At 71.0% G+C, this 14,445-nt stretch carries 16 protein-coding genes; 10 read left to right on the top strand and 6 right to left on the bottom strand.

From position 1 onward, the window contains the following. Nucleotides 1-232 precede the first annotated feature (232 nt). Nucleotides 233-1,945 carry a hypothetical protein gene (locus tag ACFKCF_RS25730; RefSeq protein WP_394497389.1) on the bottom strand — a complete coding sequence of 571 codons (1,713 nt, stop codon included), beginning with the start codon at nt 1,943-1,945 and terminating at the stop codon, nt 233-235. A 58-nt stretch (nt 1,946-2,003) separates the two neighbouring features. Then, nucleotides 2,004-2,720 carry an IclR family transcriptional regulator gene (locus ACFKCF_RS25725; RefSeq protein ID WP_139632184.1) on the bottom strand — a complete coding sequence of 239 codons (717 nt, stop codon included), beginning with the start codon at nt 2,718-2,720 and terminating at the stop codon, nt 2,004-2,006. A gap of 346 nt (nt 2,721-3,066) precedes the next feature. On the opposite strand from ACFKCF_RS25725, the gene leuC reads away from it, so the two are divergent. The 4 genes from leuC to ACFKCF_RS25705 all read left to right on the top strand — a co-directional run bounded on the left by leuC (nt 3,067) and on the right by ACFKCF_RS25705 (nt 5,659). Next, nucleotides 3,067-4,452 (top strand): 3-isopropylmalate dehydratase large subunit, encoded by a 1,386-nt coding sequence (gene leuC, locus ACFKCF_RS25720; RefSeq protein WP_394497388.1) that lies wholly within the window; start codon nt 3,067-3,069, stop codon nt 4,450-4,452. Between the two features lie 14 nt (nt 4,453-4,466). Beyond that, nucleotides 4,467-5,054, top strand: coding sequence for a 3-isopropylmalate dehydratase small subunit (leuD, locus tag ACFKCF_RS25715; RefSeq protein ID WP_394497387.1), 588 nt, complete (start codon nt 4,467-4,469; stop codon nt 5,052-5,054). Continuing rightward, on the top strand, nt 5,033-5,260 hold the full coding sequence (locus ACFKCF_RS25710) for a hypothetical protein (protein ID WP_394497386.1): 228 nt from the start codon (nt 5,033-5,035) through the stop codon (nt 5,258-5,260). Before leuD ends, ACFKCF_RS25710 begins: the two co-directional genes overlap by 22 nt. A gap of 99 nt (nt 5,261-5,359) precedes the next feature. Then, the gene (locus tag ACFKCF_RS25705; RefSeq protein WP_185068084.1) at nt 5,360-5,659 is read left to right on the top strand and encodes an HU family DNA-binding protein; all 300 of its coding nucleotides are present in this window, start codon (nt 5,360-5,362) and stop codon (nt 5,657-5,659) included. Nucleotides 5,660-5,744: 85 nt separating this feature from the next. Here ACFKCF_RS25705 and ACFKCF_RS25700 read toward each other — a convergent pair whose 3' ends face one another. Then, nucleotides 5,745-5,984, bottom strand: a complete 240-nt coding sequence (locus ACFKCF_RS25700; protein WP_394497385.1) for a hypothetical protein — start codon at nt 5,982-5,984, stop codon at nt 5,745-5,747. 57 nt (nt 5,985-6,041) lie between these two features. Between ACFKCF_RS25700 and ACFKCF_RS25695 the strand changes: the two genes are divergently transcribed. Further along, complete coding sequence (locus ACFKCF_RS25695; RefSeq protein WP_394497384.1) at nt 6,042-7,250, top strand: MFS transporter; 1,209 nt, start codon at nt 6,042-6,044, stop codon at nt 7,248-7,250. Here ACFKCF_RS25695 and cofC read toward each other — a convergent pair. Beyond that, nucleotides 7,245-7,880, bottom strand: coding sequence for a 2-phospho-L-lactate guanylyltransferase (cofC, locus tag ACFKCF_RS25690; RefSeq protein WP_394497383.1), 636 nt, complete (start codon nt 7,878-7,880; stop codon nt 7,245-7,247). The two genes, ACFKCF_RS25695 and cofC, sit on opposite strands and share 6 nt — an antisense overlap. Nucleotides 7,881-7,960: 80 nt before the next feature. Between cofC and ACFKCF_RS25685 the strand changes: the two genes are divergently transcribed. From ACFKCF_RS25685 to ACFKCF_RS25675, 3 genes are all read left to right on the top strand, one after another. Further along, a complete protein-coding gene (locus tag ACFKCF_RS25685) occupies nt 7,961-8,671 on the top strand; it encodes a lysophospholipid acyltransferase family protein (protein WP_394497382.1) in 711 nt (236 codons plus the stop codon). Nucleotides 8,672-8,675: 4 nt separating this feature from the next. Beyond that, nucleotides 8,676-9,686: an NAD(P)H-dependent glycerol-3-phosphate dehydrogenase gene (locus tag ACFKCF_RS25680; protein ID WP_394497381.1), complete on the top strand. Its 1,011-nt coding sequence runs from the start codon at nt 8,676-8,678 to the stop codon at nt 9,684-9,686. A gap of 72 nt (nt 9,687-9,758) precedes the next feature. Then, the gene (locus tag ACFKCF_RS25675) at nt 9,759-10,853 is read left to right on the top strand and encodes a D-alanine--D-alanine ligase family protein (RefSeq protein WP_394497379.1); all 1,095 of its coding nucleotides are present in this window, start codon (nt 9,759-9,761) and stop codon (nt 10,851-10,853) included. Between the two features lie 10 nt (nt 10,854-10,863). Here the strand turns inward: ACFKCF_RS25675 and ACFKCF_RS25670 are convergent, their stop codons facing one another. Beyond that, nucleotides 10,864-11,295 carry a DUF3515 domain-containing protein gene (locus ACFKCF_RS25670; protein ID WP_394497377.1) on the bottom strand — a complete coding sequence of 144 codons (432 nt, stop codon included), beginning with the start codon at nt 11,293-11,295 and terminating at the stop codon, nt 10,864-10,866. A gap of 13 nt (nt 11,296-11,308) precedes the next feature. After that, the gene (locus ACFKCF_RS25665; RefSeq protein ID WP_106249262.1) at nt 11,309-11,542 is read right to left on the bottom strand and encodes an Lrp/AsnC family transcriptional regulator; all 234 of its coding nucleotides are present in this window, start codon (nt 11,540-11,542) and stop codon (nt 11,309-11,311) included. A gap of 47 nt (nt 11,543-11,589) precedes the next feature. Here ACFKCF_RS25665 and ACFKCF_RS25660 point away from each other — a divergent pair, with 47 nt between their 5' ends. Together ACFKCF_RS25660 and ACFKCF_RS25655 are read left to right on the top strand one after the other, a co-directional pair. Further along, the gene (locus tag ACFKCF_RS25660; protein WP_394497375.1) at nt 11,590-12,555 is read left to right on the top strand and encodes a thiamine-phosphate kinase; all 966 of its coding nucleotides are present in this window, start codon (nt 11,590-11,592) and stop codon (nt 12,553-12,555) included. A gap of 270 nt (nt 12,556-12,825) precedes the next feature. Next, entirely contained in the window at nt 12,826-14,442 is a 1,617-nt protein-coding gene (locus ACFKCF_RS25655; protein WP_394497373.1) for a hypothetical protein, read from the top strand. Nucleotides 14,443-14,445 lie beyond the last annotated feature (3 nt).

The raw sequence follows: 14,445 nt of genomic DNA, 5'->3' as shown, positions 1-14,445 counted from the left end.
CGTGCGGCGGGGTGGGCGCCTGAGGTGTGCGGCCGTGTGCGGGGGGTTGTCGGCTTGGGTGTCCAGCTTTGCGTGCTGCGTAGGCTGCTCATCGCGAGCGTGCGGAACCCGGAAGACAGGCCATGTGTGCTGGGTTGCTCGCCCGAGGGGTGCAGGGTCCCAGGGGGCCGCGTGCGTGTTCGTGAAGCGGAAAGGCCCCCGCCGGGCGGCGAGGGCCTTCAGGGAGCGGTGGTCACACGGAGCGGGCCTTGAAGAGGGCCCGGCGGGCCGCCTTGGCGACCTGCTTGTCCGGGTGGACCTGGGAGATCAGGTCCAGCAGCTCCTCCACGTGCGCGTGCGGAATCCGCCAGATCACCTCGAGCAGGTTGTTGACCATCTCCGGCCCGATGTCCCGCAGGCTGCTCACGAACTCGGAACGCCCCAGCCCGGCCGAGATCGTCCACATGTCCAGGATCAGCCAGTGGGTGTCGTCCTGGGTGGGCTCGGGCGCGCCTTCGACCTCCAGCTGGCTCAGGTGCGTGGCCGCGTAGGGCCGGAGCGAGGGCTGTTTGAGGGCCGCCTGCCAGGCAGGGACGGCGGCCTCACCCAGGGTGCCGACCACGCTGGCGGCCTGCACCCTGATCAGCGCGTCGCTCTCGTCCTCGGCCGCCGCCTCCAGCAGCTCCTCGGCCGCCTTGCCCGGCTCCCGGAGCTGCATCCAGGCCGCGAACTCCGCGTCGGCCTCGTCCTCGGGCAGCTCGGCGCTGAGCGCCAGCAGCTCGTGGGCGCTCATGGACTCGATCGCGGGCCGCGCGTCCACTTCGATGTCGGCGTCGTCCACCAAGTGGACGACGCCCTCGGTGCCGAGCGGCGTGAGGCGGAGGGTGCTGCCGTCGACCTCGACCATGCCGTACCCGACGAGCCAGTCGATCGCGGGGGCCAGCGGGTCGCCTGCCGCCTCCCACGCGTCCGAGCCCAGCTCGTCGAGGTCGGCGGCCGACTCGGCCAGGTCCTGCGCCAGGTCGTCGAGCTCGCGCGAGCCGCCCGCCAGCAGCAGCCTGACCAGCAGGCCCCGGGTCAGGCCCGCCAGCGCCATCGTGAGGTCTTCGTCGCTCAGCTCCGGATCGCCGTAATCGACGGAGTGGAGCCCCAGCATCCAGGCGTCGAGCACGTCCTCGTCGTCGTCGAACGGCCACTCCGAGGTGTCGTCCTGCACCGCGACCGTGCTGCCCTCGCCGGGCTGGAGGAACTCCAGGTCCACGGCCAGGTTCCAGATGTTCCAGAGCTGCGGGACGGCCTCGGCGATCGGGCCGTCGGTCTCGGGCTTGGGCAACCCGACGGCCGCCAGCGCCTCCTCCACCTCGGCGTCGGTGAGCAGGTTGTCTTCGCCCACCCGGCGACCGGACCCCACCCAGAGGGCGAGGTCGCGGGCCTTGGCCACCAGCGGCGCCTGCCGGGCCGCCGCGGCCAGCTCCGAGTCGGGCCGCAGCCTGATCGTCTCGAGTTCGGCGAGGTCGTCCGCGAACGGCTCGAAATCGCCCAGGTCGCCGACCTCGTCCTCCTCCTCGTCGTCGCCCTCGGCGTCGTCGAGCAGCTCTTCCATGAGGTCGACGAACTCGTCCTCGACGTCGTCGAGCTCAGCCTGCAGATCGGCGAGGGTGTCCGAGCCCTTGGCCAGCCTGCCGGTCTGGGAGAGGAACGTCAGGTACGCGTCCACGGCCGGGAGCATCCCGTCGGCGGCGGCGTCGGGATCCTCCACGACCTTGGGCATGCGGTCGAGCAGCAGGTTGCGCAGGTCGGCGCGCTTCCACGTGCCGAGGTCCTGCGAGAAGGCGAGACGGTGCCACAGTGCGGCGGGCCCCACGAGCTCGGGGTCGCTTCCGGGCGCGTTCGCACGCGCCCACATGATGAACTCTTCGAGCAGGGGTCGCAGCTCAGTGGCGGCTACCTCGATGCGATCTGTCACGCACTCAGGCTAGTGCGCCCACGAGGCACTCGGCTCCCCAAATACCTGGTTTCGCCGATCATGACGTGCGACGCATTGCCTCCGTTATACGTTCGGCGGCCGCCATAACGGGCACCGCGTGGAGTCGTCCCGGCGCCCTCGTGAGCCGTTCGATGGGGCCGGAGACCGACACGGCCGCGATCACCTTGCCGCCGCTGCCCCTTATGGGCGCCGACACGCTGGCCACCCCCTGCTCGCGCTCGCCGACGCTGTGGGCCCACCCGCGGCGCCGTACGGAGGCGAGGGTGGCGGCGCTGAACTTGGCGCCGCGCAGGCCACGGTGCAGCCGGTCAGGCTCCTCCCACGCCAGCAGTATCTGCGCGGCCGAGCCCGCCGTCATGGGCAGCGCGGATCCCACCGGTACGGTGTCCCGCAGGCCGCTCGCGCGTTCGGCGGCCGCGACGCAGACGCGCTCGTCGCCCTGCCGGCGGTAGAGTTGCGCGCTCTCACCCGTGAGATCCCTGAGCTGCATCAGAACGGGGGCGGCCACCGCCAGCAGCCGGTCCTCGCCGGCCGCGGTGGACAACTCGGAAAGCCGGGGACCCAGTACGAACCTGCCCTGTGTGTCACGACTCACAATGCGGTGGTGCTCTAGTGCGACGGCCAGCCGATGGGCCGTGGGGCGGGCCAGACCGGTGGCCTGGACGAGCTGCGCCAGTGAAGCGGGTCCCGCTTCGAGGGCATTGAGTACAAGAACTGCCTTGTCGAGTACTCCGACTCCGCTAGAGTTGTCCATACACCGATACTGCCGTCTCGACATATGAGAAGGCAAGTCGGAGGCAAACTCCCACGCGAGGGAGCCGGTCCCTGGAACTGAGGAGCGCAGTGGCCGGACCTGAGCGACCGAGCCGCGATGCGATGCATCGCAGTAAGCACGCGAGGGAGCGCCGGTCTCTGGACTGAGGAACGAAGGGAGCGTAGCGACCGGAGTGACGAGGGAAGAGACCGGATCTCAGCGACCGAGCCGCGATGCGCAGCATCGCAATGAACACAGGGAGCGCTGGTCCCCCGGAGCGGCGACCGGCGGGACCGGGCCTGAGCAAGCGGTGCGATGGCGCATCGCGAACAAACAGGAGGAGATCATGGGCCGCACACTGGCCGAGAAGGTCTGGGAGCAACACGTAGTCCGGCGTGCCGAGGGCGAACCGGACCTGCTCTATATCGACCTGCACCTCATTCACGAGGTGACCAGCCCGCAGGCGTTCGACGGGCTCCGTCTCGCCGGCCGGAAGGTGCGGCGGCCCGATCTCACGATCGCCACCGAGGACCACAACGTGCCGACCGTGCTCGGCCCGATCTCCGACCCGGTGTCCAAGACGCAGGTCGAGACGCTGCGCAAGAACGCCGCCGAGTTCGGCATCAGGCTCCATCCGATGGGCGACGCCGGCCAGGGCGTGGTGCACATCATCGGCCCGCAGTTCGGGCTGACGCAGCCGGGCATGACGATCGTGTGCGGTGACTCCCACACCTCCACGCACGGCGCGTTCGGCGGCATCGCGTTCGGCATCGGCACCTCCGAGGTCGAGCACGTGCTGGCCACGCAGACGCTGCCCGCGTACCGGCCGAAGACGATGGCGATCGAGGTCTCGGGCGAGTTGCCCGCCGGCGTGACCGCCAAGGACCTGATCCTGGCGATCATCGCCAAGATCGGCACCGGCGGCGGCCAGGGCTACATCGTCGAGTACCGCGGCGAGGCCGTCCGCAAGCTCTCCATGGAGGGCCGCATGACGGTCTGCAACATGTCGATCGAGGCGGGCGCCCGCGCGGGCATGATCGCGCCGGACGAGACCACGTTCGAGTACCTGAAGGGCCGCCCGCACGCGCCCGAGGGCGAGGCGTGGGACCAGGCCGTCGAATACTGGAAGACGCTGCGCACCGACGACGACGCCGTGTTCGACAAGGTCGTGGAGATCGACGCCGCGACGCTGACCCCGTACGTCACGTGGGGCACCAACCCGGGCCAGGGTCTGCCGCTGGGCGAGTCCGTCCCGTCGCCGGAGAGCTTCTCCGACCCGGTCGAGCGCTCGGCCGCCGAGCGGGCCCTGGAGTACATGGGCCTGACCGCCGGCACGCCGCTGCGTGAGATCGAGGTCGACACGGTGTTCGTCGGCTCGTGCACCAACGGCCGCATCGAGGACCTGCGCTCGGCCGCCGAGATCCTGCGCGGCCGCCAGGTGAAGACCCGCACGCTGATCGTCCCCGGCTCCATGCTGGTCAAGCTGCAGGCCGAGCAGGAGGGCCTGCACGAGGTGTTCAAGGCCGCCGGCGCCGAGTGGCGCGAGGCCGGCTGCTCGATGTGCTTGGGCATGAACCCCGACACGCTCCAGCCCGGCGAGCGCAGCGCCTCCACCTCCAACCGCAACTTCGAGGGCCGCCAGGGCAAGGGTGGCCGCACCCACCTGGTGTCGCCGCAGGTCGCCGCCGCGACCGCCGTCACCGGCCGTCTCACCGCGCCCGCCGACCTGTAAGGAGACCTGGACCGATGGAAGCCTTCACCACCCACACCGGTACGGCGGTGCCGCTGCGCCGCAGCAACGTCGACACCGACCAGATCATCCCGGCCGTCTGGCTCAAGCAGGTCAGCCGCACCGGGTTCGAGAAGGGCCTGTTCGCGGCCTGGCGCGAGGACCCGACGTTCGTGCTGAACGACCCGTCCTACGAGGGCGGCTCGATCCTCGTCTCCGGCCCCGACTTCGGCACCGGCTCCTCGCGTGAGCACGCGGTCTGGGCGCTGCAGCAGTACGGGTTCCGCGTCGTGATCGCCGCCCGCTTCGGCGACATCTTCCGCAACAACTCCACCAAGATGGGCCTGCTGCCGGTCGTCCTGCCGGGCGACAAGGTCGAGGCCCTGCAGGCGGCCGTCGAGGCCGACCCGAAGCTCGAGGTCACCGTCGACCTGACCGAACGCCACGTCCGCTGGGCCGATGAGGTCGTGGCGTTCGAGATCGACGACTACACCCGCTGGCGGCTCATGGAGGGCCTCGACGACATCGGGCTGACCCTGCGTCACGCCGACGAAGTGGCGACGTACGAGAATGGTCGGCAGCCATGGCTGCCGACGACCGTCTAGAAGACGACGAACTGGCGCGGCGGTTGCGCGAGGCGCACCGCCGCGTCCGCATGCTTCCCGCGGCGGAGAAGGACCGGCTGGCCCGCCGCTACCTCGCGATTTGCGACCTGGCGAAGCGTGACCCGGAAAGGGCCGCCGCCCGCCTCGACGCCTTTCTGGCCGCTCTCGACACGCCACGTAGTGGGGAAAACGCGCTAGGTGATTGAGTTCACCCGCGATCCCGCCTACTTTCAAGCCCGTAAGGGGTTTCTAGGGCGAACTCATGAGCTGGAACCCCGAGCCGTAACTGGGGGAGCAGGACTTTCATGAACAAGCGAGAACTCGTCGAGGCCATCGCGGATCGTGTGGGCGACAGGAAGACGGCCACCGAGGCCGTGAACGCGGTCATCGACACCATCCAGAAGGCCGTGGCGAGCGGCGACAAGGTCTCGATCACGGGCTTCGGCGCATTCGAGATGGTGAACAAGCCCGCCCGCACGGCCAGGAACCCGTCGACCGGCGCGGAAATCAACGTTCCCGAGAGCTGGGGGCCGAAGTTCCGCCCGGGATCCGACTTCAAGGAGCTGGTCAACCAGGGCGGCAAGAAAGTCGGAAAGAAGAAGTAAACCCAGCACGCGCTTCCGCCCGGGCCATCGGCCCGGGCGTTTCGCATTTCGGCCCGCAATGGGCCGGGCCGAGACCCGGCAAAAGTTACTCGGAATCGCCCGCCCGCGGCCGGCCGCCGAAGGCGTCCGGGACCGGGAAGGTCGAGAGCGTGATGTAGGCGATCTCCCCGCCGGACATCCCGAGGTTGACCCGCTGCCCCGTGCGCAGCAGCCGCAGCGGCCCCGCGTCGAAGGCGGACGTGCCGAACTCCAGCACGGTCCCGTCGTCGAGGAACACCGTCCCCGAGCGCGTGGCCTCGTCGAAGCTGCGTACCGTTCCCTGCACGCTGATCAGCGTAATTCGTTTGCCCCTCGTCCGGCCAGGCCGTAAGGATCTAGGGATATGGGGCGTAAGGGCGACTTCTGGCGGTTTGCGTGGGCGAACGCCATCACGCAGATGGGCACGCAGGTCACGGTGGTGGCCCTTCCCCTGGCGGCACTCCTCGCCCTCGACGCCGGAGCCTTCCAGCTCGGCCTGCTGTCGGCGGCCCAGATGCTCGCCTTCCTGCTGATCGGGCTGCCCGCGGGCGTGTGGGTGGACCGGTCGCGGCGCCGCCCGATCCTCATCTGGTCCGACGTCGCGCGTGGCGTGGCGCTGCTGTCGGTCCCGGTGGCGGCCTGGTTCGACGTGCTGACGCTGCCGCAGCTGTACGCGGTCGCCCTGGTGCTGGGCGTGGGCACGGTCTTCTTCGACGTCGCCCACATGAGCTTCCTGCCCGCCGTCGTGACCAAGGAGCGCCTCGAACGCGGCAACGGCGTCCTGGAGGTCACCAGGAACACCTCGCTGCTCGCGGGACCGGGCGTCGGAGGCTGGGCGGTGGCCGTGTTCACCGCGCCGATCGCGCTGCTGGCCGACGCCGTCAGCTATCTCCTCTCCGCGCTCCTGCTGTCGGGCGTGCGCGCCGAGGAGAGCCCGCGGCGAGGCGAGCGGAGGTTGCGCCAGGAGGTGGCGGAGGGCATCAGGTTCGTCGCGGGCGAGCGGGTGCTGCGCAGGGTCGCGGTCGTGGGCGCGCTCGTCATGACGGCCAACGGCATCGCCACGGTCGGCCTGCCTCTCTACCTGGTCAAGGAGCTGGGAGTCGGCTCGGCCCAGTACGGGCTGCTGCTGTCGGCCGCCGCCGTCGGCTCGCTCGTGGGGGCCGCGCTGGTGGCCCGCGTCACCGCGCGCTTCGGCAGTGGTCCGGCCCTGTACGGCTCCGCCGTCCTGGCCACCGTGCTCTACCTGCCCGCGCTGGCGACCGGCCCGGGCTGGCGGCTGCTGATCTTCCCGGTGGCCTCGTCGTTGTTCGGCATGATGAGCTCGATCTTCGGCGTGGCCCAGCTCAGCTACCGCCAGCGCATCACGCCCGACCATCTGATGGGCCGGGTCAACGCCAGCATGCGCTTCCTCATGTGGGGGGCGTACCCGCTGGGCGGGCTGGCCGGCGGCGCGCTGGGGGAGTGGCTCGGCGGCTACGCGGCCTTCGCCGCGGCCGTGGCCGTGATGAGCCTGGCGCACCTGGCGGTGGCGACCTCGCCCGCCATCATGAAGGCGCCCGCGAGAACCTCATGAGCTCGGCCACAGCTCGGCGACCACCGCGGCCGTGTGGCGGCCGAGGCCCAGCGTGATGGCCGCGCGCAGGTCGTCGGGCGTGTCCACGTCCCGCCGCACCGAGTCGATCCCCGGCACGCACAGCTCCTTCGCCCCGCCCGCCAAATGCTTGGCCCGCGACTCCCCGCCGAACCTCGGCGTGAACGGCATCCCGGGCCGCACCCCGTAGAAGGTCGTCCCGACGTCGAGCGCGTCCGGCACGAAGGACTGGTCGAACTCGGCCGCGGCCTCCAGCGCCGTCCCCAGCTCCGGCGACCGCAGGGCGGGCAGGTCCGCCTGGAGCGCCCCCACCGCGTCGCCGGGCGCGACGCGTACGGCATGGGCGGCCCCGGTGCGCAGGGCGGTGTTCAGGCCGCGGTCCGGGTCGGGCACCACCTCGGCCCCCAGCGCGCCCAGGGGCCCGGCCGCGGCCGGGTCGGCCGTCACCACGATCACCCGGGCGACGCGCGCGCACGAGAGCGCCGCCGCCACCGTGTCACTCGCCACGGCCACGGCCAGCCTGGTCCGGTGCGGACCCGTCGCCGCGGCCAGCCTCGTCTTCGCCGCGACCAGCGTCTTCACCGGGATGACCAGCGACCAGCGGATGCTCATAGTCTTAAGCATCCCGCCTCGACATCCCGCGCGGCCAACCGGGAGACTTGGGGCGCATCCCGTACGTGTTGGAGGAGACCATGAGCCGCCCCGCGCGACCATCGCGTTTCTGGGAAACCCTGGCAGTCGTCATCGTGAAACCGCTGTCCTGGCTCCTGGTCAAGAGGGACTGGCGTCGTGGGGAGCGCATCCCGCGCACCGGCGGCGTGATCATCGCGACCAATCACCTCTCCTGGACTGATCCGGTCCTGCTTTCGCACTTCCTCTACAACAACGGGCGCTGGCCGGTAATCCTGGCCAAGTCAGCTCTGTTCAAGGTGCCGTTCCTGGGCAGGGCGGTGACGGCGCTGCTGGCCATCCCCGTCGACCGGGGCAGCGCCGAGGCGGCGAAGTCCCTGCACATCTCGGCTCAGCGGCTCAAGGACGGCGGCGCGATCCTGTTCTACCCCGAGGGCACCTGCACTCGCGATCCCGATCTGTGGCCCATGGTGGGCAAGACGGGCGCGGCGCGGCTGGCGCTGGAGAGCGGCGCGCCGGTCATCCCGGTGGCCCATTGGGGCGCGCATGAGTTGCTGCCGTACGGGGAGAAGAAGCCCAGACTGTTCCCGCGCAAGACGTTCCGCGTGACGGTGGGCCCACCGGTGGACCTATCGAAGTATGCAGGCCAGCCGCTGCACGCGGAGGTGTTGCGCGCGGCGACCGCCGACATCACGGCCGCGATCACCCAGCAGCTCGCCGAGCTGCGTGGCGAGAAGGCCCCCGAGACTCCCTACGATCCGGCCAAGGGGTGATGGCATGACGAAGGTGGCCGTTTTCGGCACGGGTTCGTGGGGGACCACGTTCGCGATGATCCTGGCCGAGGCAGGCAACGAGGTCACGCTCTGGGGGCGCAGACGGGAGCTGACCGAGGCGATCGACCGCGACCACGTCAACCCCGACTACCTGCCGGGCATCCCCCTCCCCGAGAAGCTGCGCGCCACGACCGACCCGGGGCGGGCGCTCGAAGGGGCCGAGTTCGTGGTCCTGGCGGTGCCGTCGCAGCAGCTGCGGCCCAACCTGGCCGCCTGGCGCGAGCACATCCCGCCGAACGCCGTCCTGGTGAGCCTGATGAAGGGCATCGAGCTGGGCACGACCAAGCGGATGAGCGAGGTGATCCGCGAGGTCGCCGAGGTGCCCGAGGAGCGGGTCGCCGTGGTCTCCGGGCCCAACCTGGCCAAGGAGATCGCCGAACGCCAGCCCGCCGCCACCGTCGTCGCCTGCACCGACGAGTCGGTCGCCGCCCGGCTGCAGGCGATCTGCCACCTGCCGCCGTGGTTCCGCCCGTACACCAACCACGACGTGGTCGGCGTCGAGCTGGGCGGCGCGGTGAAGAACGTGATCGCCCTGGCCGTGGGCGTCTCCGCGGGCATGGGCATGGGCGACAACGTCAGCGCCATGCTCATCACCAGGGGGCTGGCCGAGATCTCCCGCCTGGGCGCGGCCCTGGGGGCCGACCAGCACACCTTCGCGGGGCTCGCCGGCATGGGAGACCTCGTGGCGACCTGCACGTCGCCGCTGTCGCGCAACCGCACCTTCGGCGAGAACCTGGGCAGGGGCATGACCCTCGCCGAGGTCGTGGCCGCCACCAGGCAGACCGCCGAGGGCGTGAAGTCGTGCGAGTCCGTGCTGGAGCTGGCCAGGAAACACGACGTCGAGATGCCGATCACCGAGGTCGTCGTCGGCGTCGTGCACGACGGCATGTCACCGGCGGAAGCGGGCATGTTGCTGATGTCCCGATCGCCCAAACCGGAGCGGTACGGGGTGTGAGGATGTGAGAAAGTCCTGATTGCGGCGTGCTCGGCTCGCTGTGACCGGGACACCCCGGTAGATTCGGACACCATGAGCAAGCCACGCGTCGCCGTTGTTTTCGGAGGCCGCAATTCGGAGCACGCCGTGTCCCTGATGGGCGCGGGCAGTGTGCTGGATGCGATCGACAGGAGCAAGTACGAGGTGATCCCCATCGGGATCGCCCAGGACGGCAGGTGGGTGCTGGCGGCTTCCGACCAGCGGTTCGCCATCGAGTCTGGTGAGCTGCCGGTCGTCGACACCTCGGGTGCGGCGCTGGCGCTGCCGTCCGGCGGGAGTTCGCTGGTGGCGTACGACCCCGGCAGCATCCCCGTGGAGCTCGGCTCGGTGGACGTGGTGTTCCCCGTGATGCACGGCCCGTTCGCCGAGGACGGCACCATCCAGGGGCTGCTCGAGATGGCCGGGGTGCGCTACGTCGGCTCGGGCGTGCTGGCCAGCGCGGTGGGCATGGACAAGGCCCACATGAAGACCGTGATGGCCGCCGCCGGGCTGCCGACCGGCCGCCACGTCGTCGTACGCGACCGTGACTGGCGGCTCGACCGCGACCGCGTGCTGAAGGAGGCGGAGGGGCTCGGCTGGCCGGTGTTCGTCAAGCCCGCCAGGGCCGGGTCCTCGCAGGGCATCTCCAAGGCCCACGACCTGGGCGAGCTGGAGGCGGCCGTGGAGTTCGCCAGGCAGCACGACCCCAAGGTGCTCATCGAGGCAGCCATCGTGGGGCGTGAGATCGAGTGTGCGGTGCTGGAGTCGCTCGGCGACGAGCCCGCGGTCGCGTCGCTGCCGGGCGAGGTCAAGGTCGAGGGCGGCCAGGAGTTCTTCGACTTCGAGGCGAAGTACTACCCGGACCAGATGTCGCTCACCGTGCCCGCCGACCTCCCCGAGGAGGCGGCCGAGCAGCTGCGGGCCATGGCCGTGCGCGCGTTCGAGGCGCTCGACTGCGAGGGGCTCGCGCGGGTCGACTTCTTCTACACGCCCGAGGGCGAGCTGATCTTCAACGAGATCAACACCATGCCCGGGTTCACGTCACTGTCGGTGGCGCCGCAGCTCTGGGCCGCCTCGGGGCTGGACTACCCGGCGCTGGTCGACCGGCTCGTCCAGCTGGCGCTGTCGCGCTCGGCGGGCCTGCGTTGAGATCGCGCGGTCACCGGGACGAGGGCGAGACCTGGGCGATCGGCTTCGACAGGTCCGCGAGCACCTCGGCGGCCACGTGCTCGCCGCCGACCGTGACCTCCACGTAGGCCACGTCCGTGACCGCGGTGAACAACGTGGGCCTGTCGGGGTCGGCGAACCAGCCCACCCCGCCGATCTCCTGGAGCTGGTCGGTGGGCGCCATCCTGGCCGGCCTGGGTACGCCGCAGCGCAGCGCGATGGACCCGTCGCCCCAGACGGCGACGTACGGCGACTCGGGCGTGGACGCGCCACGCCGATCGCCGTCGAGCGTCTGGGGCAGCAGCGTCGCCAGCTTGCCGCAGGCCGTCACCGCTTCACCCGTCGGCTTGGGCGGATCGACCTGTACGGTGCCGCCGCAACCGGCGAGCGCGAGGAGAACGAGCAGGGCGGCGGCGGCACGCATGCGACGACTACCTTCAAATGTGGACGATCGGACACGTAAGAGTACGCGTGATCCCTTCCACCGCCTGAATCTGCGCGACGACGAGCTTGCCCAGCTCGTCGACGTTGTTGGCCTCCGCGCGCACGATCACGTCGTAGGGCCCCGTCACGTCTTCCGCTTGAGTGACCCCGGGAATCCCGGAAATCTCGCGAGCCACGGCAGCGGCCTTGCCGACCTCGGTCTGAATAAGGATGTAGGCCTGCACCATCACGTCCTCCCGGGCGATTGGATCACGCCGAAGGGCCACCGTACCCTGTGTGCGTCAGGAGGTGCGTCATCACAGTCGGAGATCTCGGCGAATTCGCAGTGATAAATCGGATTACCGGACGTCTGCCCCAGGGTGCGGCGGTAATGCTCGGTCCGGGTGACGACGCCGCCGTGGTCGGCGCGCCCGACGGCCGGGTCGTGGTCTCAACGGATTTGCTGATCGAGGGTAGACATTTTCGCCGGGATTGGTCCAGCGGTTACGACGTGGGACGTAAGGCCGCCGCCCAGAACCTCGCCGACGTGGCCGCCATGGGCGCCGGACCGACCTCCCTCGTGGTCGGGCTGGGCATGCCCGCCGACCTGCCGCTGGCGTGGCTGGACGCGCTGACGGACGGGTTCCGCGACGAGTGCGCGGTGGTCGGCGCGAGCGTCGCCGGAGGCGACATCACGCGGTGCGACCTGGTGGTCATCGGGGTGACCGCGCTGGGCGACCTGGGCGGGCGGCCTCCCGTGACGCGCTCGGGCGCCCGGCCGGGGCAGGTGGTGGCGGTGGCCGGGCGGCTGGGGTACGCCGCCGCAGGGTGGGCGCTGCTGGAGGCGGGCGTGCCGGAGAACCCCGTCCTGGAGGAGGTCGTGGTCGCGCACCGGCGGCCCAGCCCTCCGTACGCGATGGGGCCGGGGGCGGCCGAGCTGGGCGCGAGCGCGATGCTGGACGTCAGCGACGGGCTGCTGCAGGACCTCGGCCACGTCGCCAAGGCCAGCGGCGTGCGCATCGAGCTGGACCCGCAGGCCTTTGCCGTGGGGGAGCCGGTTTCGGTCGCGGCCAAGGAATTGGGGGCCGATCCGCTGGAGTGGGTGCTCACGGGTGGTGAGGATCACGCGCTCGCCGCGGTCTTCCCCGCAGAGGTACGTCTGCCGCCGTCGTGGCAGGTCGTGGGCCGGGTGGTCGAGGGCGAAGGCGTGCTGGTGTACGGGCGGGAGATCGGCCGGCGCGGCTGGGATCACTTTCGGTGATGACTTGTCCCAATTTGAGTGACATTTTTCCGGATTTGTGGTGGGACTCCGGTGATTACTGTGACAAGGGTGTCGCGAAGGTGTTATGAAGATTGGCGGCCACTGTAACCGCGAGAAAGGGCAGCCATGGGCCGCCACGGCACAGGTGGATCCGACGACGGGGATGAACGGGGGAACAACAGCGCATTCTGGGGTCCTGACGAGCAGGCCGAGCCGCCGGGCTGGCCTTCGCTGCCGGACGAACCCGAGGTGACGGGCCAGTGGGCTCCCATGCCGCGGCGCACTGACGGACCGCTTCCGCGCGGGCCGCAGTCCGAGCCGTTCGAGACCACCGGTGCCTTCGCGCTGCCCAACGACCCCGCCGGCGGCTCCCGCCCGGCCAACGACCCCGTGCATGGCTTCCCGCAGCCGGGTCCTGGGGAGGGGGCCGGGCCGTTCGAGACGACGGGCGCCTTCGCCCGGCCGCCGGAGTGGGGCCAACCGGGCGACCGCCCTTTTGACGCCGACCGTCCCGGTCCCTTTGACGGGGCCATGGAGCGTACGGCCTTTTTCGACGGCCCCGACAACCCGGGCGCACCCGCCGGGCGGGGCCCTTTCGACGCGGCGGCTCCCAGGGAGGGACCCGCCGAGCGTACGGCCTTCTTCGGCGGGCCGGACGCTCCGCCCGGCCCTGGAGGACCGGGTCCGGGCCCGGCCGCCGGGCGAGGACCCTTCGAGACACCCGGTCCCTTTGACGGGCCCATGGAGCACACGGCCTTCTTCGACGGCCCCGACGTGCCGGGCGGCGCCTTCGGCGGACCGCCTCCCGGCGATCGGCCCGGGCCGTTCGACGGGCCCGGCGACCGTACCGGCGCGGTGCCCATGTCGTCCGGTCCGCCCGAGCCCGGGGACATCAAGGTGGCCGGGGAGCCCACGGCCGTGCAGGCGCCCGCCTGGGCGAACGCCGAGACCGGCTTCCTCGCCTCCGACTGGGCGGCCGACCCCGGCCTCGGCGAGCCGGAGGAGCCCAAGGGCCGCCGCGGGCGCCGTAAGGGCGGGCGCGGCGGCGACGACGTGCTCGCGCCGCCCCCGTCGTCGGGCGGAGGCAAGGGCCGGGTCGCGCTGCTGTCGGTCGCGGCGGTCGCCGTCGTGCTCGGCGGCACCGTGGCGGGGGTCAAGTTCATGAGCTCGTCGGGCACGCCCGACAAGTGCTCGGGCGCGACCTGCGCCGCCGTCCAGGCGACCAACAACCAGCCGGGCCCCGCGGCCTCCCAGCCGACCGAAGAGGAGACCACGCCGGAGGAGGAGCCGTCCGAGGAGGAGACGGCGGACGAGACGACGCCGTCCCAGACCCCGTCTCCGACGGCCTCGTACAGCGCCCGTACGCCGCCGCGCCGCACCGCCTCCGCGACGCCGACGCCCACCAAGACCAAGGTGAAGACGTCCGCGAAGCCGACGAAGGAGCCGACACCGCCCGTCGAGGAGCTCGCCTCCGAGACGCCGACCGAGGAGCCCTCGACACTGGACGACTCCGACACCGGTGGCGGGGTAACCAGCGGCGGCAGCACCCCGATCCCGTCCAACACGGACACCTTCGGGTCCGGCCAGAGCGGCGCGATGAACATCAAGCAGACCATCAAGCAGCGCCTGCTCAGCTACCAGGCCGACATGACGCTCTCGAACGCCTCCCGCGCGACGCTGGAGAACCCGACGGTCTCCGTCCCGGTCGAGGGCGAGGTCATGACCGTGACCGGCGCCCAATGGACGCAGGACGGCGATCTGCTGATCCTCGATCTGTCGGCGTCGCTGTTGGCCGGTGACTCGGTGAACGTCTCGTTCACCGCCACGGGCAAGGGCCAGAAGGCCGCCAACTGCGGGCTGGTCAGCGGGGAGTGCGCCGTCAGCTGAGTG

The sequence above is a fragment of the Nonomuraea sp. JJY05 genome, from assembly GCF_043496855.1.
GTDB lineage: Bacteria > Actinomycetota > Actinomycetes > Streptosporangiales > Streptosporangiaceae > Nonomuraea.
The sequence above is the reverse complement of the archived record's forward strand: the minus strand, read 5'-3'. Positions and strand labels throughout refer to the sequence as shown.